Annotated in this window: 25 protein-coding genes; 2 read left to right on the top strand and 23 right to left on the bottom strand. The window is 58.7% G+C overall.

Features of this window, described 5'->3' with window-relative positions; translation table 11 throughout:
* Positions 1 to 8 precede the first annotated feature (8 nt).
* The 9 genes from ccmI to ccmA are packed head-to-tail and all read right to left on the bottom strand — an operon-like array spanning position 9 to position 6,890.
* Positions 9 to 1,217 (bottom strand): c-type cytochrome biogenesis protein CcmI, encoded by a 1,209-nt coding sequence (gene ccmI, locus BMX80_RS06150; RefSeq protein WP_074866351.1) that lies wholly within the window; start codon positions 1,215 to 1,217, stop codon positions 9 to 11.
* Positions 1,210 to 1,683, bottom strand: a complete 474-nt coding sequence (locus BMX80_RS06145) for a cytochrome c-type biogenesis protein (protein ID WP_074866348.1) — start codon at positions 1,681 to 1,683, stop codon at positions 1,210 to 1,212. Before BMX80_RS06145 ends, ccmI begins: the two co-directional genes overlap by 8 nt.
* Positions 1,683 to 2,213: a DsbE family thiol:disulfide interchange protein gene (locus BMX80_RS06140; RefSeq protein WP_071870625.1), complete on the bottom strand. Its 531-nt coding sequence runs from the start codon at positions 2,211 to 2,213 to the stop codon at positions 1,683 to 1,685. Before BMX80_RS06140 ends, BMX80_RS06145 begins: the two co-directional genes overlap by 1 nt.
* A 2-nt stretch (positions 2,214 to 2,215) precedes the next feature.
* Complete coding sequence (locus BMX80_RS06135; RefSeq protein ID WP_074866345.1) at positions 2,216 to 4,189, bottom strand: heme lyase CcmF/NrfE family subunit; 1,974 nt, start codon at positions 4,187 to 4,189, stop codon at positions 2,216 to 2,218.
* Entirely contained in the window at positions 4,186 to 4,656 is a 471-nt protein-coding gene (ccmE, locus tag BMX80_RS06130) for a cytochrome c maturation protein CcmE (RefSeq protein ID WP_074866343.1), read from the bottom strand. Before ccmE ends, BMX80_RS06135 begins: the two co-directional genes overlap by 4 nt.
* Positions 4,653 to 4,832, bottom strand: coding sequence for a heme exporter protein CcmD (ccmD, locus tag BMX80_RS06125; RefSeq protein ID WP_074866336.1), 180 nt, complete (start codon positions 4,830 to 4,832; stop codon positions 4,653 to 4,655). The genes ccmE and ccmD overlap by 4 nt, the downstream gene beginning before the upstream one ends.
* Positions 4,829 to 5,572 carry a heme ABC transporter permease gene (locus BMX80_RS06120; RefSeq protein ID WP_071870629.1) on the bottom strand — a complete coding sequence of 248 codons (744 nt, stop codon included), beginning with the start codon at positions 5,570 to 5,572 and terminating at the stop codon, positions 4,829 to 4,831. The genes ccmD and BMX80_RS06120 overlap by 4 nt, the downstream gene beginning before the upstream one ends.
* 14 nt (positions 5,573 to 5,586) lie before the next feature.
* Positions 5,587 to 6,258: a heme exporter protein CcmB gene (gene ccmB, locus BMX80_RS06115; protein WP_074866333.1), complete on the bottom strand. Its 672-nt coding sequence runs from the start codon at positions 6,256 to 6,258 to the stop codon at positions 5,587 to 5,589.
* A complete protein-coding gene (gene ccmA / locus BMX80_RS06110; protein ID WP_074866330.1) occupies positions 6,252 to 6,890 on the bottom strand; it encodes a cytochrome c biogenesis heme-transporting ATPase CcmA in 639 nt (212 codons plus the stop codon). The genes ccmB and ccmA overlap by 7 nt, the downstream gene beginning before the upstream one ends.
* A 142-nt stretch (positions 6,891 to 7,032) precedes the next feature.
* Between ccmA and fliK the strand changes: the two genes are divergently transcribed.
* Both fliK and BMX80_RS06100 read left to right on the top strand, forming a co-directional pair.
* Complete coding sequence (gene fliK / locus BMX80_RS06105; RefSeq protein WP_074866327.1) at positions 7,033 to 8,565, top strand: flagellar hook-length control protein FliK; 1,533 nt, start codon at positions 7,033 to 7,035, stop codon at positions 8,563 to 8,565.
* Positions 8,562 to 8,906 carry an EscU/YscU/HrcU family type III secretion system export apparatus switch protein gene (locus tag BMX80_RS06100; protein ID WP_074866325.1) on the top strand — a complete coding sequence of 115 codons (345 nt, stop codon included), beginning with the start codon at positions 8,562 to 8,564 and terminating at the stop codon, positions 8,904 to 8,906. The genes fliK and BMX80_RS06100 overlap by 4 nt, the downstream gene beginning before the upstream one ends.
* On the opposite strand, the gene BMX80_RS06095 is transcribed toward BMX80_RS06100, so the two are convergent.
* From BMX80_RS06095 to flhF, 14 genes are all read right to left on the bottom strand, one after another.
* Positions 8,800 to 9,336, bottom strand: a complete 537-nt coding sequence (locus tag BMX80_RS06095) for a rhodanese-like domain-containing protein (RefSeq protein ID WP_074866322.1) — start codon at positions 9,334 to 9,336, stop codon at positions 8,800 to 8,802. The genes BMX80_RS06100 and BMX80_RS06095 overlap by 107 nt on opposite strands.
* A 213-nt stretch (positions 9,337 to 9,549) precedes the next feature.
* The gene (locus tag BMX80_RS06090) at positions 9,550 to 9,948 is read right to left on the bottom strand and encodes a DUF2802 domain-containing protein (RefSeq protein WP_074866318.1); all 399 of its coding nucleotides are present in this window, start codon (positions 9,946 to 9,948) and stop codon (positions 9,550 to 9,552) included.
* A gap of 1 nt (position 9,949) precedes the next feature.
* On the bottom strand, positions 9,950 to 10,429 hold the full coding sequence (locus BMX80_RS06085) for a chemotaxis protein CheW (protein WP_071870636.1): 480 nt from the start codon (positions 10,427 to 10,429) through the stop codon (positions 9,950 to 9,952).
* Between the two features lie 77 nt (positions 10,430 to 10,506).
* Complete coding sequence (locus BMX80_RS06080; RefSeq protein WP_074866313.1) at positions 10,507 to 11,484, bottom strand: chemotaxis protein CheW; 978 nt, start codon at positions 11,482 to 11,484, stop codon at positions 10,507 to 10,509.
* A gap of 60 nt (positions 11,485 to 11,544) precedes the next feature.
* Complete coding sequence (locus BMX80_RS06075; RefSeq protein ID WP_071870638.1) at positions 11,545 to 12,333, bottom strand: ParA family protein; 789 nt, start codon at positions 12,331 to 12,333, stop codon at positions 11,545 to 11,547.
* A gap of 78 nt (positions 12,334 to 12,411) precedes the next feature.
* Positions 12,412 to 13,251, bottom strand: a complete 840-nt coding sequence (gene motD / locus BMX80_RS06070; RefSeq protein ID WP_074866310.1) for a flagellar motor protein MotD — start codon at positions 13,249 to 13,251, stop codon at positions 12,412 to 12,414.
* A gap of 4 nt (positions 13,252 to 13,255) precedes the next feature.
* Positions 13,256 to 13,996: a flagellar motor protein gene (locus tag BMX80_RS06065; RefSeq protein WP_074866307.1), complete on the bottom strand. Its 741-nt coding sequence runs from the start codon at positions 13,994 to 13,996 to the stop codon at positions 13,256 to 13,258.
* The gene (locus BMX80_RS06060) at positions 13,996 to 15,120 is read right to left on the bottom strand and encodes a protein-glutamate methylesterase/protein-glutamine glutaminase (RefSeq protein ID WP_074866303.1); all 1,125 of its coding nucleotides are present in this window, start codon (positions 15,118 to 15,120) and stop codon (positions 13,996 to 13,998) included. The genes BMX80_RS06065 and BMX80_RS06060 overlap by 1 nt, the downstream gene beginning before the upstream one ends.
* Before the next feature lie 29 nt (positions 15,121 to 15,149).
* Positions 15,150 to 17,426, bottom strand: coding sequence for a chemotaxis protein CheA (locus BMX80_RS06055; RefSeq protein WP_074866300.1), 2,277 nt, complete (start codon positions 17,424 to 17,426; stop codon positions 15,150 to 15,152).
* Between the two features lie 11 nt (positions 17,427 to 17,437).
* Positions 17,438 to 18,220, bottom strand: a complete 783-nt coding sequence (locus tag BMX80_RS06050; protein WP_071870643.1) for a protein phosphatase CheZ — start codon at positions 18,218 to 18,220, stop codon at positions 17,438 to 17,440.
* 22 nt (positions 18,221 to 18,242) lie between these two features.
* Positions 18,243 to 18,617: a chemotaxis response regulator CheY gene (locus BMX80_RS06045; protein ID WP_175474881.1), complete on the bottom strand. Its 375-nt coding sequence runs from the start codon at positions 18,615 to 18,617 to the stop codon at positions 18,243 to 18,245.
* A 99-nt stretch (positions 18,618 to 18,716) separates the two neighbouring features.
* Positions 18,717 to 19,463, bottom strand: coding sequence for an RNA polymerase sigma factor FliA (locus BMX80_RS06040; RefSeq protein ID WP_139214029.1), 747 nt, complete (start codon positions 19,461 to 19,463; stop codon positions 18,717 to 18,719).
* The gene (gene fleN / locus BMX80_RS06035; RefSeq protein WP_175474880.1) at positions 19,460 to 20,290 is read right to left on the bottom strand and encodes a flagellar synthesis regulator FleN; all 831 of its coding nucleotides are present in this window, start codon (positions 20,288 to 20,290) and stop codon (positions 19,460 to 19,462) included. Before fleN ends, BMX80_RS06040 begins: the two co-directional genes overlap by 4 nt.
* Before the next feature lie 88 nt (positions 20,291 to 20,378).
* Positions 20,379 to 21,704, bottom strand: coding sequence for a flagellar biosynthesis protein FlhF (gene flhF / locus BMX80_RS06030; protein WP_074866298.1), 1,326 nt, complete (start codon positions 21,702 to 21,704; stop codon positions 20,379 to 20,381).
* Positions 21,705 to 21,730 lie beyond the last annotated feature (26 nt).

Raw genomic sequence — 21,730 nt, 5'->3', positions numbered from 1 at the left:
TTTGTCGCTTACAGCGCGCGATCGATGGTCACTGCCACTGGCGCTTTACTGGGGCTAAACGGTGCCACTTCGCCCTGCCACTGGCCCTCTTTCACATCGCCGGAGCGGGATATACGCGCCTGCACGATGATCTCGGCAAAGCCTGAAAGCTTGAGCTGCGGCATCATCGCATCGGCATCGCTTAGGCTGACCTGCGCGGGCAAATCCGCCACGCTTAGGCGCTTCACCGCCAGCGGCATGGGCATGCCGTTATTGGCTTTGGCGAAGACAAATACGCTGTCGCTAGCCGCCACTTTATCGCGCAGCGACGGGTGTAGGCTGACCTGCACGGTTACCTCTGGGCCAGCACTGACAGGCTGCTTGGCCACTTCGGGGGCGGTTTCACCTGCTTCAGCCATGCGCTCACGCGCACGGGCAATACCACCGGCAATTGCCTCGGCGGTGGGGTCTTGCGGCGGCAAGGCGTCGATTAAGCGCTGCCAAAAGCCGATGGCATCGGCGTAGCGTTGCTCTTCAAAGGCGGCAATACCCAACAGGCCTAAGGTGGTGACTTCCTGCGGATCTTTTTGCAGCACTTCATCGGTCAGTGCGCGCACTTCAGGGCTAAACACTTTGCCGGCAAAGTACTGCGCCTGCGCCCATTGCGCTAACAGCTCGGTTTCCCGTCCGGCAATGCGCACCGCTTCGGCAAAGGCTTTGGCGGCATCGGCGGGGCGATCCATGGCCATGTAGCTGCGGCCTAGGAAGTACCAGTTTTCTGCGCTATCGGGCTGGGCTTTGACCGAACGTTCAAGCCGCGCGGTGATTTCTTCCATCGAGTGCGGCGGCGCGCTTTGGTTTTCCCGCGCTAACTGCAGGGCGTCGTAGGCGCCCCACTGCCAATACAGCGCCATCGCCAACACGGGGATGGCAAACGCGCTGACTAACAAGGCCCAGCGGCCATAACTGCGCCCGGCCACGCCGTTTTGCTCGCTGTTCTCGGCATCGGCCAGCAACTCGCGGGCGGCTTCGGCTTCGCCTTGGCTGAACTGTTCAGCGGTTAAGATGCCGGCCTCTTGCTGCTCGCGAAGCGCGCCAACCCGCTCTTCATACAGTGTTACGTTAAGCGCCGTGCGATCTTGTTCGCGGCGCGCACCCACGCCACGCAGCGCTGGCAGCAAGACAAAAGACGCCGCCACCAACAGCAGCAAACCTGCGGCTAACCAAAAATCAGTCATGGGATTGTTTGTCCAGCAATTGGGAAAGTCGTTGCCGCTCGGCGTCGCTCAGCTCGGCAGTCACGGGCGGCGCACTGGCCGCTTGGCGTCGTCGGCGCACGATGTTGAGTACCACTAACAAGGCCAACAGCAGCAAGGCCGCCGGGCCAAACCACAGCAGCAGGGTTTTGCCAGTCAGTGGCGGGCGATACATGACGAAATCGCCATAGCGCGTCACCAAAAAGTCGACGATCTCATCGTCACTCTGGCCTTCATCGAGCATGCGATGAATCTCGCGGCGCAGGTCATTGGCAATCGGCGCGTTAGAGTCCGCTATGTTCTGGTTCTGGCACTTAGGGCAGCGCAGCTCTTCGGTGAGCACGCGAAAACGCTGGCGCTCGGCCTCGTCGTTAAACTCGTAGGTATCAATCGCAGCGAGCACGTTCAAGCTCAGCAGCGTACCCAACAGTAGGCTTAGCCAGCGCATTATTCGTCCACCAGTGCTTGGTATTTGGCCGCCAGCGACTCACGCCAGACGCGCTCGTCGATCACCCCAACAAACTTGTCGCGGATGATGCCTTGCTTGTCGATCAGGAAGGTTTCCGGCGCGCCGTACACGCCCAAGTCCAGCCCCAAACTGCCCAGCTCGTCGCGGATATTCAGCTGATAGGGGTTGTGGAACTCGTCCAGCCACTTGATCGCATCGGCGTTGATGTCTTTGTAGTTGACCCCGTGAATGACCACGCCCTGCTCGGCCAGCTTATTCAGCACCGGGTGCTCCACGCGGCACGACACACACCAAGTGCCCCACACGTTGACCAGCGCGGCTTTACCTAACAGGGCTTTCTCAGTGATGCGCTGTTCAGGGTTATCCACACTGGGCAAATCAAAGGCGGGGAACGGCTTGCCGATCAAGGCCGAGGGCAGCTCGGTGGGGTTTAAGAACAGGCCGCGATACAAGAACACCGCGACCAGCAAAAACACCGCCAAGGGCAATAACAGAATCGCACGACGCATGCTTAGGCTCCTTGTGCCGACAGGCCCAGCGTCTGGCTGACCCGCTGTTTAACTTTTAACCGATAGCGCTTGTCGGTGGCCGCCAGCAAGCCGCCGAAGGTCATCAGCAAGCCGCCCAGCCAAATCCAACGTACAAAGGGCTTCACGTGCACCCGCACGGCCCACGCGCCATCGCCTAAGTCTTCACCCAAGGCGACATACAAGTCGCGGAAGAAACCAGCGTCGATGCCCGCTTCGGTCATCACCGAGCCCTGCACGCGATACACGCGTTTTTCCGGATGCAGCAGAGCAATCTCGCGCTCGCCATCAAGCACATGCACGCTGCCTTTATCAGAAATAAAGTTCGGCCCTTCGTGGTGACGCACACCTTCAAACTTGAAGGCATAGCCGCCCATCTCCAGCGTTTGCCCGGGCACCATGCGCAAGTCACGCTCGTAATTAAAGTGGCTCGACAGCACCACGCCCAGCGCCGTCACGGCAATGCCTAAGTGCGCCAACTGCATGGCCCAGTAGCTGCGCCCGAGCGACGGCAGACCGGCGCGCCAGCCTTTGTGGCGTACCTTGTCTTGCACATCCCGCAGGCAGGCCAAGACTAGCCATAGCGACACCAACAGCACCGCCAACACGGCCCAATCGAAGGCATCCAACCACAGGGCAAAGACAATACTCAGCACCACCGCAGCGCCCAGCACCGGCCACAGCATGCCAACCAGCCACTGCAGCGGGGTGGTTTTCCAGCGCACCAGCACGCCGACACCCAAGCTCAGCATCAGCAAGGCCATCAGCGGCAGGAACAAGGCATTGAAGTACGGCGGGCCCACCGACAGCTTGGCGCCGGTTAAGGCATCCAGCAGCAGCGGGTACAGGGTGCCGAGCAGAATCATCGCGCACGACACCACCAAGAGGATGTTATTCAGCAGCAGCCAAGTTTCGCGCGACCACAGGTCGAACTTCACTTCGCTTTTCACTTCCGGTGCACGCAGGGCGAACAGCACCAGCGAGGTGCCCACCACAAACAGCAAGAAGCCCAAGATAAACACGCCACGCTCAGGGTCGCTGGCAAAGGCATGCACCGAAGTCAGCACGCCAGAACGAACCAAGAAGGTGCCCAGCAGGCTCAGCGAGAAAGCCGCGATGGCCAACAGCAGCGTCCAGCTTTTGAACACGCCGCGTTTTTCCGTCACCGCCAACGAATGCAGCAAGGCAGTGCCGACCAGCCAGGGCATAAACGAGGCGTTTTCCACCGGGTCCCAGAACCACCAGCCGCCCCAGCCTAATTCGTAATACGCCCACCACGAGCCCAGCACGATACCGATGGTGAGAAACGCCCACGCCACTTGCGTCCACGGTCGCGACCAGCGCGCCCAGGCGGCATCCATACGCCCGCCGAGCAATGCGGCAATGGCGAAGGCGAAGGCCACCGAGAAGCCCACATAACCCATGTAGAGCATCGGCGGATGGACGATCAGGCCGAAGTCTTGCAGCAAAGGATTTAAGTCGTTGCCATCCACCGGCACGTTGGGCAGCAAGCGCTCAAACGGGTTGGAGGTGACCAGCATAAACAGTAAGAAGCCGATGGCGATCCAGCCCAGTACGCTGAGCACGCGGGCCAGCAGCACTTGCGGTAGGTCTTTGGAGAACACCGCCACGGCGAACGTCCAGCCGCCCAAGATCAGCGCCCACAGCAGCAACGAGCCTTCGTGCGCGCCCCACACGGCGCTGAACTTGTAGTACCACGGCAGCGCGCTGTTGGAGTTACTCGCCACATAGGCGACCGAGAAGTCGTCCACCATAAAGGCGTAGGTCAAACAGCCGAACGAGAACAACAGCATGGCGAACTGGCCCCACGCCGCCGGGCGCGCCAAGCTCATCCACACCACGTTGCCGCGCCACGCGCCAAGCAACGGGAACACGGCCAGCACTAAGGCTAAGCACAGCGCCAGAATCAGCGCCACATGACCCAGTTCAGGAATCATTGTGCGGTCTCCTTAGCGTCACCACCTTGGTAGTGCTGGAACTGGCCGCTGTCTTTCAGCGCTTGCGCCACTTCGGGCGGCATGTAGTTTTCGTCGTGCTTAGCCAGCACTTCATCGGCGACCAGCTCACCGGCTTCGTTCACTTTGCCCAGCGCGACAATGCCCTGCCCTTCGCGGAACAAGTCCGGCAGGATGCCGGCATAGCGAATCACCACACTCTTGCTGCCATCACCCACTTTAAAGGCCACTTCGAGCGAGTCTTTATCGCGCTGCACGCTGCCCTCTTCCACTAAACCACCGGCACGAATACGGGTATCCAGCGGTGCCTCGCCGTTAGCAATTTGCGTGGGGGTGTAGAACAGGTTGATGTTCTGCTGCAGCGCCAATAGCGCCATACCCACGGCCACGCCGACACCAGCCAGTGCCAGCAAGATCAACATCAGGCGTTTTTTACGGATGGGGTTCATTGTGCAGCCTCTTCACGACGAATGCGGCGGGCCTCGTCAGCGATATAGCGACGATGGGCCAACACCGGCAGTAAAACATTCAAGCCCAACACCACCGCGCTGATGCCATACGACAGCCAGACATAGGGGCCGTGGCCACCCATGGCGATAAAGTCAGCAAAGCTTGCGAAACTCATGCGCGGCCCTCCACTTCAGCGCGCACCCAACGGGTGCGTGATTCGCGCTTGAGCACTTCCAAGCGCATGCGCATTAACAGCACGGCGGCAAAAAAACAGTAAAAGCCCAGCACCATGACCAGCAGCGGCAGCCACATTTCCATCGGCATGGCGGGTTTTTCGGTGATTTTGAAGGTGGCCGGCTGATGTAGGGTGTTCCACCACTCCACCGAGTACTTGATGATCGGCAGGTTGATCACGCCAACAATCGACAGCACCGCACAGGCCTTAGCGGCGCTGTCGCGGTTACTGATGGCTTGGCTTAAGGCGATCACGCCGAAATACAAAAACAGCAGAATCAGCATCGAGGTCAGGCGCGCATCCCACACCCACCAAGTGCCCCAGGTGGGCTTGCCCCACACCGCACCGGTGAGCAAGGCGATAAAGGTCATCGAAGCACCAATCGGCGCCGCGCACTGCAGTGCGACATCGGCGAGCTTCATCTTCCACACCAAACCAATCACGCCAGCTACCGCCAGCATCAAGTAACAAGACTGGGCTAAAAACGCCGCCGGCACGTGGATATAGATGATGCGGAAGCTATTGCCCTGCTGGTAATCCTGCGGCGCAATGGCCAAGCCCCACACAGTGCCGAGCAGCAACAGCACGGCAGCCGCCCACGCTAAGGCACGCAGCCACGCGCCGCTCATCTCGTAGAACCACTTGGGCGAGCCCCATTTGTGAAACCAAGTCCAGTTCATCGTGTTCCTTACATCTATTCAGCGACGCTGATTTTAAGGCCAGCGGCGATGGCTAAAGGCGCCAAACTGACGGCCAGCACCATAAGGCTGGCCAACCACCACAAATAACCGGCGGTGGGCAAACCTTGCAGGCTAGCCTGCAAGGCACCACTGCCTAAGATCAGTACCGGGATATACAGCGGCAAAATCAGCAGTGCGAGCAACAAACCGCCGCGTTTTAACCCCACTGTAAGGGCGGCACCTACCGCCCCCAACAAACTCAGCACCGGCGTGCCTAACAGCAGCGATAACAACAGCACGCCCAAGGTGCGCTCGGGCAAACCGAGCATTAGCCCCAGTAAGGGGGAAAGCAAAACCAGCGCCAAGCCCGAACACAGCCAGTGCGCCAAGACCTTGATCAGCACCAACAGGCTCAGCGGTTGCGGGGCTAATACCCACTGTTCTAACGAGCCGTCTTCGTAATCGCTGCGAAACAAGCCATCCAGCGACAGCAGCACCGCCAGCAAGGCCGCCACCCACACCACACCGGGCGCGATGGTGGCTAACAAGCGGCTTTCCGGGCCAATCGCCAAGGGAAACAAGCTGATCACCAAGGCAAAGAACACCAACGGGTTGGCCAGTTCCATGGGCCGGCGAAACAGCAGCCGGGTTTCGCGCTTGAACAGCAGTATGCACAGCCTCAGCATGCTGCCCCCTGCGTCAAATCAAGCCGGCGGTAACTGTCTGCCGGCAGTGCCAGCGGATGGTGCGTGGTGAGAATCACCGCACCACCGTGCGCGCAATGCTGCTGCAGATGTTGCTCCAGCGCCGCTACGGCCTGCACATCCAACGCTGTAAACGGCTCATCGAGAATCCACAATTTGGGGCCGGGCAAATGTAAGCGCGCCAAGCCGACACGACGCTGTTGCCCAGCCGATAAGGTATGGCAAGGCACATCCTCAAAGCCACGTAAGCCCACGGCCGCCAAGGCCTGCCAGATTTGCTCGCGCGAGGCGCCTTCATGCAGGGCCGTTAACCAACCGAGGTTTTCTTCCGCACTGAGCAAGCCTTTGATGCCCGGCGCATGGCCCAGCCACAACAGCTGACGGGCTAATTCGCTGCGCTGCGTCTCGATAGCGCGGCCATTGAGCAGCACCTGGCCGCCTGCGGCAGGCATTAGCCCGGCAAGAATGCGCAATAGACTGGTTTTACCGCTACCGTTGGGGCCCAGCACTTGCAATAACTCACCGGGTTGCACGGCAAAATTCAGCTGCGCAAACAGCAAGCGCAGGTCGCGCTCACAGGCTAAATCTCGGGCTTCGAGTAACGTTTCAGTCACACGGTATCTCGCAAGTTTGCTCAGCTCCCCCATTGCGCTCGCTATACTGCGCAATAGGCCTTATCTTTCAAGGCGTTGCCGGGACGGCATTATACACAGCCAACCCAGCACGCGCGGTTTTCAGCCTTCGCCGAGGAACGCCATGCCAGCACCTATCAGCGGCCCGCCCGGCGCGTCTTTCAGCCCTTCGGCACGCCCAACGACGCAGCCGGGCTTAAGCCTTAATCTGTTACAACCTGTTTCCAGCCTGCTCGCCCTTGGCCAACAAGCGCAGGCTGAGGTGATCAGCATTCAGCAAACGCAGCAAAGCTTTGATGTGATGCTCAAGCTGCAGGTCGAACCCGGCCGAGAAACCACCGTCAAGGCACAGAGCCCGCAAGCGATCAGCCCCGGCACGCAACTGATTGTGCAGGCAGCAGCGAACAATCAACTGTTGACGCAATTAGCCGGCCCCGGCAATCCGGCCCTCAATCAGCTCGACTTACAAGAGCTGCCGCTAGGCACGCTGTTGCAAGGCAAAGTGGTGTCGGTCGAGCAGCTGTTACAAGGCAAAAGCCAGCAAATACAGTTCCGCGTATTGCTGGAGCTATTGAACACACCTTTGCGCGGCCGTTTATTGACCTTGGACAGCCCGCGCGCACTTGCGCCGGGCAATTTGCTCAGCGCCTTAGTGCAAGGTCCGCAAGCGCTGCAATGGCTATCCCCCAGCAGCCAGCTGGATAGCCTCGAGTTACAACAGCAACTCGCCCCGCAACTCGCCCGCCAGATAGCCCTAGAGCAACTGCTGCCCAGCCTCGCGCAGCTCAAGGACAGTGCGCAGCTGCCTGCCGATGCCAAGCAATCGTTACTGCTACTGCTCGGCAAATTGCCCAGTGGCGATCAACTGCAAGACCCCTCCCAGCTCAAGCAGCTGCTGCACTTCAGCGGCCTTAATCTGGAGGCCTTGCTCCAACAAGGCGGTAACAGTGCGCAACAGGCGGCGCAGCTCGACTTAAAAGCTCAGCTACTGCGTTTGGTGGCCACTTTGTTGCCCCACACGCCACAAGCGCTGAGCCAGCAAGTGGCGCAAAGCACCAGCAGCGCGGGCTTGGCGGGTTGGCTGAAAAGCTATCTGCAACAAAAAGAGCTGGGGCTTAACCCGTCATTTCCGCTGCCTAATACCGCGCTAAACCCCAAAGGCGAGCAAGAGGCCGACTTACCGCTGTTATTACGCTTAGCCAGCTCGGCCCTCGCACGGCTGCAAAGCCATCAGCTGAGCAGCCTGCAACAGAGCCAAACCCTTGCCGACGGCACGCAGCTGCAAACCTGGCAATACGAACTGCCCTACCGCGAAGGCAGTCAGTGGCATGGGGTGCAAATACGCTTGCAGGAAGAAAAACACTCCGAGCGCAGCAAACAGGCCGGCAGCACGCTATGGCGCATCGACTTAGCACTACAACTGGAGCCACTGGGGCCTATACATGTGCGCGCGCTATGGCACAACGATGAAATCAGCACCCACTGGTGGGCCGAACACGCGCAAACTTTCGCGCTGGTTGAGCAAGCCCTGCCAAGCTTTGTCGAGCGCCTGCGCGAGCGCGGCCTTAAGGTAGGCGAGATGCACTGCCAACACGGCCAAGCGCCCAGTGGCAGTAAAACCGGCCTGCAGCAACGCTGGATTGATGAAACCGCATGACTAGCCCACGCCAAGCCATTGCCCTGCATTACGACGGCCAGCAAGCGCCTAGCTTAAGTGCCAAAGGCGAGGACGAACTAGCCGCAGCGATCATCGAGATCGCCAAAGCGCATGACGTGCCTATCTATGAGAATGCCGATCTGGTGCGTTTATTAAGCCGCTTGCAGCTCGGTGACAACATTCCCGAAGCCTTGTACCTGTGCATTGCCGAAATCTTGGCGTTTGCCTGGCACCTTAAGGGCAAGTGCCCGGCGGATTTTGCCCGCCGTGAGAGCGAGAAGCGTGAGGCGCGCAGCCGACCTGCCCTACCGGCGCCGACAAAGGCTGCACCGAAGCGCTGAGGCCATCCAACTCTAGGCGCGCCTGTGCTTGCGGCAAATCCATCAGCTGCCACGCAAAGAAGCCTTCGCGAAAGTAGTACACCTCTTGATAGCCCCAGCGCACCGCTAAACGACTGGCCAAGGCGCTCAGCGATGACAACTCGCTATCGCCGTACAACACAATCGGTACATCACGCGGCCACTGTTGTTGGGCCAGCGCCACAAACGGCCCACGCAAATCTAAATGCACGGCGCCAGCGATATGCCCCATGCGCCAATACTGCGGGCTACGCACATCAATAAACAGCGCTTCATGTTGATGCAGCGCTTGCGCTTGCCAAACATTCACCGTGCGCGCCCCGGTTACTTCATGTGGGGCTTCTGCGGCGTTCACAACGCCAGCTGCGACTAACGCCGCCATTGCAAGCAAGCCACGAATAAACGCGTGCATAACCACCTCCTGTTACGACGCCTGCAGCAACCCTGCCGCCTGTTGATTGACTTATAAAAAGTTTAGGCAGGCCGACGTACACACAGAGGAATCATTAGCAGCAGCACGGCAAGGCTTAAGAGCGAATTCGTCCAAGCAAAGCAGCAGAAAACGACTACGCCAAAACGCCAACGGCCTCCCGAAGGAGGCCGCTGTGACGAGCAAAGCAAAAGGCTAGTGGCCGGCTTTCTGTAGCTTACTGACCAACTCAGCCTCGGCACGGGACAAGCCGCAGGACTGAGTCAAATCATCGACACTGGCACCCATACCCGCCAACTTAGCCGCATGGGTAAACGACAGGCTCATCGGGTCGCGTTGCTCTAGCTGCTGCAAGCGCTCCGGCACGGCACCAAGCTTACGGCGCAGCTCTTGCAGCTCTTCACCCATGCGGATGCTGCCGGTGAGGTAAGCATCCAAACGCCGCTGCAGCTCTTTTAACTTTTGATCACGAACGCTATCGCGCTCGGCTTGCAGCTCGCGCTGCTGCTTAAGCTGCATGTGTAGCCATAAGCACAACATGCCGAGGCCAAGCACCCCGGCAGCTAATGCAGCAATGGCTAACCAGTAGGCCATATTAGAAGTCGCCTAGCTCGGCCCATTCTTCGTCAGACATCATTTTGTCCAACTCAACCAGAATCAGCAGTTCGCCGTTCTTGTTGCACACGCCTTGAATGAACTTGGCGGACTCTTCGTTACCCACGTTCGGCGCGGTTTCCACCTCCGACTGACGCAGGTACACCACCTCGGCCACGCTATCGACCAAGATGCCGACCACTTGTTTATCCGCCTCGATAATCACGATACGCGTGTTATCGGTCACCGGCGCCGAGGCCAAGCCAAAGCGTTGACGGGTATCGATCACCGTCACCACGTTACCGCGCAGGTTGATGATGCCCAGCACGTAGCTTGGCGCACCCGGCACAGGAGCAATCTCGGTATAACGCAGCACCTCTTGTACCTGCATCACGTTGATGCCGTAGGTCTCGTTATCCAGACGGAAGGTCACCCATTGCAGGATTGGATCTTCTGAACCCTGTGCTGACGATTTCTTCATGTTCCCAACCTCTTATTTGGCTGCCGCTGCCGGCGATTGCGGGAAGAGCCCGCCGAAATTCTGTTCAGGCCTTTTCACTATAGCCTGCTGCTGTGCTGCGCGCCGCTTCGTGTCGCACCAGAGGCAATCAAGCCGGCCAGCTCGGCAACATCCATCAACGCACACATATGATCAATCACAGTGCCAGCCAGCCAAGGCCGCTGACCATTACTGCTCCGCCATTTGACTTGCTCGGGCTGCAGGCGAATCGACTCGCGCACGTTAGTCACCGCCAGCCCCCAGTCATAGCCCTCAATCGAGATCACATAACCGTAGCCGTCTTTGAGGCTGTCTTCATAACGTTCGGGCATGACCCATAGGCCAGTATTGACCACTTTCAGGTTGCCGACCTGCGAAGGCAGGATGCCCATAAACCAATCCGGCTGGCCAAACAACGGCGTCAGTTCAGTGGTCAGCGGGTAAATACTGCCCAAGCTGATCAGCGGCACAGCTAAGGTCAGGCCGCCAACTTCAAATAACAAACACTCAAACGCTTCATCGGCCCAATCACGCCGGGCTTTAGCGGGTTTTGCCGTCTCGGGCGGGGCTACTTCTGCTACTTCAGCGCTTTGCACCGGTGCGGCAACGGGGGCAACCACGGCCGGCTTCACCTCAACCAACGGCGCGGCCACTGTCGGCACTTTTGCCACCGGAGGTGCCTGCACAGGCTCTGCGGCTTTAAGCTCGACGTCTTCCAGCAGGCGACTGTTAAGCAGCGAGCGTGGCCGCTCATCAACCAACTGCACGCGACGCGGCTCTGCCAGCACAGCTTTCGGCTCGCGCGCGGCATCGCGGATTTGTTCTTCCAGCACGGCAGCTTCGAAGTCACTCAGCGCTTCGGGGTTATCTTCAAGCAGTGTGGGCTCGGCCTGCACCACGGGCTTTACCGCAGCGCGCGCAGGCGCAGGCCGCGGCGGCGCCGCAAGGGGCGTCGGCTCTGTGGCTTCAACCAGCAACGCATCCAGATAATCTTGCAGCGCCAGTTGCGAACGATTGGCAGAGTGCGGACGGCTCATAGAACAAATTCGCCTAAATACTTGCTGTGCTTATCGGCAAAGCTGCTCATCTCTGAAGCCCTAAGCCACTTGCGACTTAGCTGGCAGACCCAGCAAATGCTTGAGCAAAGCGCGGTAAGCCGCCACCCCACGCCCTTGTGGATCGAAGCGCGACGGCACCTCGCCAGCCTTGCTGGCATCACGCAGGCGCGTATCGATAGGCACATAGGCGTGCCACAGTTCATCGGGGTAGGTATTGCGCAAAATTCTTAAAGTTTGCAGCGAGGCCTGGGTGCGCCGGTCAAACATGGTCGGCACTATGGTGTACGGCAGCGCTTGGCGGCGCGAGCGGTTGATCATATCGACGGTGCCTACCATGCGCTCCAACCCTTTAAGGGCGAGAAACTCAGTCTGCACCGGAATCACCAAATGCTGACAAGCCGCCAAGGCATTAACCATCAACAAACCCAACAGCGGCGGGCTGTCGATAATCGCGTAATCGAATTGATCCCACAGCTGCGCCAAGGCGCGACCAATCACCATGCCCTGCCCGCCTTGCGTGGAGATCTGCCGCTCTAAGGTCGCCAGCGCAGGGCTAGAAGGAAGCAGTTGAATATGCTCGTGCGAGGTCGGATGCAGCACCGAGGCGGCTAGACCATCAGGCATCTCGCCTTGCTGAACGAATAGATCGTAAAGGCTGTGCTCAAGGTTATCGGGGTCATAACCAAAATAGCTGGTCATAGAGCCGTGCGGGTCGAGGTCAATAATCAGCACGCGACGACGGGTATCGGCAATTAAGCCGGCAAGCGCCAGCGACGTAGTGGTTTTGCCCACGCCCCCTTTTTGATTGGCTACTGCCCAGACTTTCATCCAATCACCCTCAGCCGCCTATGCGCGACTTTGCTGCCAGACACCTTGACGACATCTTGACGCATTTTTTTATGGTCGTCAGTTCGATATGGGCTGTGCAGTTTGTGTGCCAGCCCGCTCTAGCGCGGCATCGGGTTGCGCATTGGCACTGCCCACGCCACTCACGCTGCGGCGCACTTCGAGGTTGCGCGAAATCACCAAAACAACCCGACGATTGCGCGCGCGCCCTTCGAGCGTGTCGTTATCGGCAATCGGCTGAAACTCGCCATAGCCCACAGCCGCTAGGCGGCTTGGCGACACACCATCGCTAGCCAGCAACTGCACGATGCTGGCGGCGCGCGCCGTGGACAGCTCCCAATTAGAGGGAAAGCGCGGGCTGCGAATCGGCTGATTGTCGGTGAAGCCTTCGACGTGAATCGGGTTGCGGTACGGGGCCAGAATTTTGGCGATGCGCTCGATGATCTCGAAGGCCTCGTCACTGGGAATGGCATCACCACTGGGGAACAACAAACTGGAGTTCAGCTCAATCTCGACCCACAGCTCGTTACCGCTGACATTCAATTGCTTGCTGGCAATCAAGTCAGCAAAAGCATCGCTCACCTGCGCCGAAATACTCTCCAGCGACTGCTTAGGGTCAGCAATGGCCATCTGCTGTTTGTCTTGTTCGCTGAGCAGTTCTTGATCTGGCGTGCTGGTGCGTGGGCGTTCATCCCCGATCGGAATCGGGTTTACCGAGCGATCGGGCTGATTGAACACGCCAACCAAGGTCTCGGAAAGAATCTTGTACTTGCCTTCGTTAATCGACGAGATGGAGTACATGACCACAAAAAAGGCGAACAACAAGGTGATGAAGTCGGCATAAGACACCAGCCAACGCTCGTGATTTTCGTGCTCCTGCTCGCGGCGACGCCTGGGCATTACATCACTCCAGGTAGCCTTGCAGCTTAAGTTCGATCGAGCGCGGGTTTTCTCCCTCCGCGATCGATAGGAGCCCCTCGATGAGCATGTCACGGTATTGCACCTGGCGCTGCACGTGGGTTTTCAACTTACTGGCCACCGGCAAAAACATCAGGTTGGCGCTGCCAACCCCATAAATGGTCGCCACAAACGCGGTGGCAATGCCGGTGCCCAGCTGGCTGGGATCGGCCAAATTACCCATCACATGAATCAAGCCCATCACCGCCCCGATGATGCCGATGGTCGGGGCGTAACCCCCCATGGCCTCGTACACCTTGGCCGCATTGAGGTCGCGGGTTTCTTGGGTGAATAAATCCACTTCGAGAATATTGCGAATGGCATCCGGCTCGGTGCCATCAACCAACAATTGCAAACCTTTGCGAGCAAAGGCATCCGCTTCGCTATCGGCGATGGTTTCTAAGCCCAACAAGCCTTCTTTACGCGCGGTGATCGCCCAGCCGACGACACGCTGGATGCCGCCGAGCATGTCGATTTTCGGCGGCATAAAAATCCACTGAAACACGTTCATTGAGCGCACAAAGGTGCTCAGCGGAGTTTGCAGCAAGGCGGCGCCGAAGGTGCCGCCCAAGACAATAAGTGCCGCCGGCGTATTGAGTAACGCGCCGGCGTGGCCGCCTTCGAGAAGATTACCGCCAATAATGGCGCCAAAGGCCAGAATGACGCCTATGACGCTAAGGATATCCATTAGCCACAGGCCTCGGTCAGGTGCCGACCGATATCCTCCAAGCTGTACACAGCATCGGCCAGACTGGCTTTAACCACCGCCATTGGCATGCCGTAGATCACACAGCTGGCTTCATCCTGTGCCCAGACCTGACTACCGGACTGCTTGAGCATGCGCGCGCCTTCACGGCCGTCGGCGCCCATGCCGGTTAACACCACAGCCAATACTTTGTCGCTGAATACCTTAGCCGCTGAGCCAAAGGTCACGTCGACACACGGCTTGTAATGCAGTCGCTCATCGCCGGGGAGGATTTTCACCGTGCCACGGCCATCAATCATCATTTGCTTACCACCGGGCGCCAGCAAGGCAACACCGGGGCGTAGTACATCGCCGTCTTGCGCTTCTCGCACGCTGATGCGGCAAAGCTTATCCAAGCGCTCGGCAAAGGCCCCCGTGAAGGCTGCCGGCATGTGCTGGATCAACACAATAGGCGCGGGAAAGTTGGCCGGCAGCTGGGTCAGTACACGCTGCAGGGCCACCGGCCCACCGGTTGAGGTGCCAATCGCCACTAACTTGTACGGTTTACGCTTTGGGGCCGGCGCACTCGCGGTGCTGGCCGCACCCGATGCACCGGGTGCTGAGCGTGGCGCAGGTTGTGGGGCAGCTGTGGTGCGAGGTGCTGGACTAGCCGGCGCCGGCGCAGCGGCCGGGGCTGCCGGCGCACTGTAAGCACTGCTGTAGCGACGATTACTGCGGGCAATGCTATGCACTTTCTCACACAGCAGCTGCTGCACTTTGGCCGGGTTGCGCGAGATGTCTTCGAAGTTTTTCGGTAAGAAATCCACCGCGCCGGCATCCAGAGCATCTAAGGTGACGCGCGCGCCTTCATGGGTTAGCGAGGAAAACATCAATACCGGCGTTGGGCACACCTGCATGATGTTTTTCACTGCGGTGATGCCATCCATCATGGGCATTTCGTAGTCCATGGTGATGACATCCGGGCGCAGCTGCTGGGCCTGCTCAATCGCCTCACGGCCATTGGTGGCGGTGCCGACAACTTTAATATTGCTGTCAGCGCCGAGGATCTCGCTCACACGGCGGCGAAAGAACCCCGAATCATCAACCACCAAGACCTTTACCGTCATAACAGCTCCCTAGAGCACATCGTCAAAGCTTAGCCGCGGCGCGCGTAGCGCTTGAGCAGGCTGGGCACATCCAAAATCAACGCGATACGACCATCGCCAGTGATCGTCGCGCCAGCCATGCCCGGCGTGCCTTGCAAGGCACGACCCAGTGGTTTGATCACCACCTCTTCCTGCCCTACCAGTTGGTCGACCACAAAGCCGACCCGCTGCGTGCCGACGGACACCAGCACCACATGGGCTTCCCCGGTAGAGGCCTCCCACGGCGCGCCCGGTACTAGCCAGCGCTTTAAGTAGAACAAGGGCAAGGCTTTGTCGCGCACGACCACCACTTCCTGCCCATCCACCACATTGGTGCGTGACAGGTCGAGGTGGAAAATCTCGTTCACGTTGACCAATGGGAAAGCAAACGCTTGATTACCCAGCATGACCATCAGCGTGGGCATGATCGCCAAGGTCAGCGGCACTTTAATGATGATCTTCGAGCCTTGGCCAAGGCCTGAATAGATATTGATGGTGCCGTTGAGCTGGGAGATCTTGGTTTTCACCACGTCCATGCCCACGCCACGACCAGAAACATCGGAAATTTCTGTTTTGGTCGAGAAGCCCGGCGCAAAGATCAGGTTGTAACACTCAGACTCGCTCAAACGATCGGCGGCGTCTTTATCCAAGAGGCCCTTCTCGACGGCTTTGGCGCGCAGAATATCCGGGTCCATGCCCTTACCGTCGTCGGAGATCGACAACAGGATATGGTCGCCCTCTTGCTCGGCCGACAGCACCACACGGCCAGCGCGGGCTTTACCGGAGCCTTCACGCTCGTCAGGCATCTCAATGCCATGGTCAACCGCGTTACGCACCAAGTGCACCAGCGGATCGGCGAGTGCCTCAACCAGGTTTTTGTCGAGATCGGTTTCTTCACCCACCAGCTCAAGGCTGATTTCTTTTTTCAGGTTACGCGCCAAGTCACGAACCAAGCGCGGGAAGCGGCCGAACACTTTTTTGATCGGCTGCATGCGGGTTTTCATCACCGCCATTTGCAGGTCAGCGGTCACCACATCGAGGTTGGCAACGGCCTTGCTCATAGTTTCGTCGCCGCTGTTAAGGCCCAAACGCACCAAGCGGTTACGCACCAGCACCAACTCGCCGACCATGTTCATAATGTCGTCAAGGCGGGCGGTATCCACCCGTACGGTGGTTTCCTGCATGTCTGCGCCACCGCCACCAGCCGGTGCTGGCACGGGCGCCGCGGAAGATTTGGCAGCGGCTGCCGGTGCAGGGGCTGCGGCCGGCTTAGGTGCCGGTTTCGGCGCAGGTTTCTCCGCCGGCTTTGGCGCAGCAGCAGGCTTAGCTTCAGCTTTAGGCGCGGCGGGCTTGGCCGGTTCCGCTGGCTTAGCCGCCGGCGCTGCCGGGGCTGCCTCATCAGCGGCCTCTTGAGCAACAAATTTGCCCTTGCCGTGCAGCTGATCAAGCAGGTCTTCAAACTCATCATCGGTGATCAGATCACCGCTGGCGGCTGCCGGGGCATCGGCTGCAGGTTCCGCAGCCGGCGCTTGCTTCACTACCGGGCCACTACCGTGCAGCTGATCAAGCAGAGCTTCAAACTCATCGTCGGTGATTAAGTCCGAATCACCTGCGGCCGTTGGGCTAGGCTCAGCAGCCGGCGCTGCCGGGCTAGCGGCAGGCTTAGGCGCCGCACCGGAGCCATCTAAGGCATCCAGCAAGCGCTCGAACTCTTCGTCGGTAATATCACCTTCAGCAGCGCTAATCTGGCCAATCAGCTCATCGGCGGAGGCTTTCGGGGCTGCTGGGGCAGGCTCGGGCTCGGGTGCTTCGGCAACGGCCTCAACCTCTGGCTCTGGCTCCGGCTCGACATATTCGGGCTCGTCGGCGACAGGCTCGTCGACCACCTCATCATCGCCACCGGGGTGGGCAAGGCGCGTCAGTGCTGCAAGCAGCTCCGGGCTTGCTGAGGTTAGCTCGCTGCGCTCACGCACTTGGCCAAACATTTCGTTGACCGAGTCCAGTGCTTGCAGAACGACGTCCATGAGTTCGGACGTAACCCGACGCTCACCCTTACGCAGGATGTCGAAGACGTTTTCAGCAATATGACAGCACTCCACCAAAGGGTTGAGCTGGAGAAACCCAGCCCCGCCTTTGACGGTGTGAAAACCACGGAAGATGGCATTGAGCAGGTCCATGTCATCGGGTCGGCTTTCCAGCTCGACCAGCTGTTCAGACAGCTGCTCTAAAATCTCTCCCGCTTCGACTAAAAAGTCCTGAAGGATTTCTTCGTCGGCGTCGAAGCTCATGCGCGTGCTCCCTAGAATCCAAGACTGGACAAGAGATCATCAACATCGTCTTGTCCGGATACCACGTCTTCACGCTTATCGGCATGAATTTGCGGACCTTCACCTTTCGATGAACTTTTTTTCTCTTCAAGGATGTGGCTGGCGTCGTGAACCAAGCCGGTATAGCGATCAACCTGACTGGCCATGACCATGAGTTTGACCAGACTGCCTTCAACATCTTTGACCAAACCGGTGACACGCTTGATCACCTGCCCGGTTAGATCCTGAAAGTCCTGAGCCAAAAGGATTTCATTAAGATTGCCGGAAAGCTGACTCGCATCGCCTTCAGCCTTCTCTAAAAACGCATCAATGCGTTTGTATAAGTCGCGAAACTCGGCCGGGCCGACCTCGCGACGAATCAGCTTGCCCCACTCACCACGCAGCTGGCGGGCTTCATCCACTAAACCGCCGGCCAAGGGGCTACACACTTCGACCAAATCCATGGTGCGGTTGGCGGCCTTTTCGGTCATCGCCACCACATAACTCAAGCGGTCGGTGGCGTCGCTAATTTGCGAGCCCTCGGCACCTTCATTGCCTTCATTATCGATTTGGAAATTCACAATGGCGTTGTGCAAACCACGGGTGAGCTTACCCACCTCGTGGTACAAGCCTTGATCACGAGTCAGGTTGAGCTCGTGAATGATTTGCATGGCGCGTTTGAAGTTGCCTTCTTCAATGGCTTCATTCAATTGCAGCGCATGATCTTTGAGGACCTGCTCGAGGTCGCCAAACTGAATATCGTTGCCAAGTTCCATGAGTGCTCCTGGACTGGCGGCCTCAGCCGTTGACCCGTTCGAAAATCTTGTCGATTTTCTCCTTCAACACCTGCGCGGTGAACGGTTTAACCACGTAACCGTTCACCCCAGCCTGTGCGGCCTCGATGATCTGATCACGTTTGGCTTCGGCCGTTACCATCAGCACCGGCAAGCTTTTCAGCTTGTCGTCAGCCCGCACGGCGCGCAGCAGGTCGATGCCGGTCATCCCGGGCATGTTCCAGTCGGTCACCAAGAAATCAAAGCTGCCACTTTGCAGCATAGGCAAGGCGGTGGTGCCGTCATCAGCCTCTTGGGTATTGGTGAAGCCCAAATCCCGCAACAGGTTTTTGATGATGCGTCTCATCGTAGAGAAATCGTCAACGATGAGAATTTTCATGTTCTTGTCCAAGTGGACCTCCGTCACGCCATGACTTGCCCCCACCTGGGCAGAGTCAGATAAAACCAGTCTAGTGCGTGAAGAAGCGCTTTGCCGTGTTCACGACGATTTCCAGCCAGAAAGCCGACTACGCAGACGCGAAGCAGCTTGTGAATGCAGCTGACAAACCCGTGATTCACTGACCCCAAGCACTTCTCCGATTTCCTTGAGATTCAGTTCTTCATCGTAGTACAGAGACAGCACTAACCGCTCACGCTCGGGCAAACCCGCGATCGCCTCGGCCAATGCTCCCTGGAAGCGTTCAGATTGCAGATCACCGAAGGGCTCTTCTGCGCCTGAATCTGCATACTCGAAGGCTGAGTCACCACCTGTACTTTGTAAGTCTTCAAAGCTGAACAGACGGCTGCCCTGAGTGTCGCTGAGGATGCCGTAGTAATCGTCCAGACTCAATCCAAGTTCGGCCGCAACGTCAGAATCTTTAGCATCACGTCCGGTTCTGGCTTCGATGCTACGCATCGCGTCGCTGACCATGCGCGTGTTGCGGTGTACCGAGCGCGGTGCCCAGTCGCCTTTGCGCACTTCATCGAGCATAGAGCCACGAATACGAATGCCAGCGTAGGTTTCAAAGCTGGCGCCTTTGCTGTCGTCAAATTTCTTGGCGGCTTCGAGCAGGCCAATCATGCCCGCTTGCAGGAGGTCTTCGAGCTGCACGTTGGCCGGCAAACGCGCAAGCAGGTGATAACCGATACGCTTGACCAAAGGCGCGTACTGGTTAATCAATCGTTCTTGTTCATTTTGCACACTGGCCTTGCTGTACATTCTTAGCCCACCAAGTGCTGCCGTCATAAGGGTGTTCCTGCCGGGGCATGGACGAGACGCTCAACAAAAAATTCCAAGTGCCCACGTGGATTGGCCGGCAACGGCCATGCATCCACTTTCTGCGCCAATGCTTTAAAGGCTAGCGCAGCTTTGGAACGTGGGAAGGCTTCGTACACGGCTTTTTGCTTTTGCACGGCCTTACGCACCACTTCGTCGTAGGGCACAGCGCCAACGTATTGCAGCGCTACATCCAAGAAGCGATCGGTCACTTTGGTCAGCTTAGCAAACAGGTTGCGGCCTTCTTGCGGGCTGTGAACCATGTTGGCCAGCACGCGAAAACGCATGATGCCGTAGTCGCGATTAAGCAGTTTGATCAGCGCGTAGGCGTCGGTGATGGAGGTGGGCTCGTCACACACCACCAACAAGACTTCCTGCGCGGCACGCACGAAGCTGATCACCGAATCGCCGATACCCGCAGCGGTGTCTACCACCAGCACATCGACGTTATCGCTGATATCGCTAAAGGCTTGGATAAGACCGGCGTGCTCCATCGGCGACAGCGACACCATCGCTTGGGTGCCCGAGGCCGCTGGCACGATGCGAATGCCGCCCGGACCCTGCAACAAGACATCGCGCAGTTCGCATTCGCCAGCAATCACGTCGGCCAAGGTTTTTTGCGGCTTTAAGCCGAGCAATACGTCGACATTGGCGAGACCTAAGTCGGCGTCCATTAACATCACCCGACGGCCTAAATCAGCCAGCGCCATGCACAGGTTGACCGACACATTGGTCTTGCCCACGCCACCCTTGCCCCCGGTGACGGCGATTACCTGTACAGGATGCATGCTACTCATGATGCGTACTGCCCTCTTCCACTCTGTTCGCGGCAAGGCCTGCGAACCTCATTATTCATTGTTGTCGATTTATCGACCTTTGCCGCCATCATACCGCCTGCGGCCAGCCTGCGCCTTTATCCAGGCCTGTAAACACGCCTTGGAGCAATTCTTCGGCGGGCTCTGCGGGTAATTGTAGATGTACTGCACGACTAACCAATTGCGCCGCTGTCGGCACGGATAAATCTTCAGGAATGCGCGGGCCATCGGCCAGATACGCCACCGGCAGTTTGCGCGTGATGGCCAGCGCCAGCGATTCGCCCAGCGTGGCGGCTTCATCGACGCGGCTTAAGATCAGGCCGCTTAAGTCACAGCCTTGGTAATTCTGATAGGCCGCCTGCATCACGGCCGCTTGACTGGTGGCGCCGAGCACTAAGTAGTTACGCACTTTGCCCCGCAGGCTTTCCAGCGCGGTGAGCTGCTCGCGCAGGCCCGGTGCGCTTTTCGGCATGCCGGCGGTATCGATCAGCACGGTGCGCTTGTCGGCGTATTGCTTGAGCACTTGCTGCAGCGGCTGCGACGGATCGGCGGCGGTCACCGGCACGCCCAAGATGCGGCCTAAGGTACGCAGTTGCTCCTGCGCGCCGATGCGGTAGCTGTCTAAGCTCACCAGCGCCAAGTTACGCGCGCCGTATTTGAGTACATAACGCGCTGCCAGCTTAGCCAGCGTGGTGGTTTTGCCCATGCCGGCAGGGCCGACCAAGGCAATCAAACCGGGCTCATGCAGCGGCTCGTTAATGGGTGTTTTGACCGCATGGGCCAGATGCGCCAGCACCATGCGCCAGGCTTGGCGGGCATCGTTGATGTGCTTCACGCGATTAAGCAGCGAGCGGGTTAAATCGGCTGGCAAACCCATTTGCAGCAAGCGCTTGCACAGCCGGGCTTGCAGCGGGCTTTGCTGGCTCATGCGGCTCCAGGCCATGCTGCTGAGCTGCACTTCGAGCAGCTCACGCAGGCCCGACAGCTCGGCCTGCATCTTCGCCATGCTGGCGTTATCGCTGGCAAGTGCTGGGCTGGCCGGCTCGGCTAAACGTTGCTTGAGCGCTTGAGCAAAGTTGACCGGCTCTTGCGGCAGCGTGGGTTCGATGCGCTTATCGGTCATCTGCCGATTGGCGGCTTTTTCTTCGGCGCTACGCAGCAGCAGCTCTGCGCGTGCTTGGGCAATGCGCGACTGGGTTTTTTGCAGCTCAGTGGCCAGCTCTGGGCTGGGCTTACTCGGCGTCACGGCGCTGGTGGGATAGTCCAGACATGCGGTCAGCTCGATACCGCCGGCCACCTTGCGGTTGCCCATGATCACGGCATCGGCACCGAGTTCCTCGCGCACCAGCTTCATGGCTTGGCGCATATCGGGGGCGAAGAAGCGTTTGACTTGCATGCTGCACCTCTACTGTTCTGTGGCCG

Source organism: Atopomonas hussainii (assembly GCF_900109735.1).
GTDB lineage: Bacteria > Pseudomonadota > Gammaproteobacteria > Pseudomonadales > Pseudomonadaceae > Atopomonas > Atopomonas hussainii.
The sequence above is the reverse complement of the archived record's forward strand: the minus strand, read 5'-3'. Positions and strand labels throughout refer to the sequence as shown.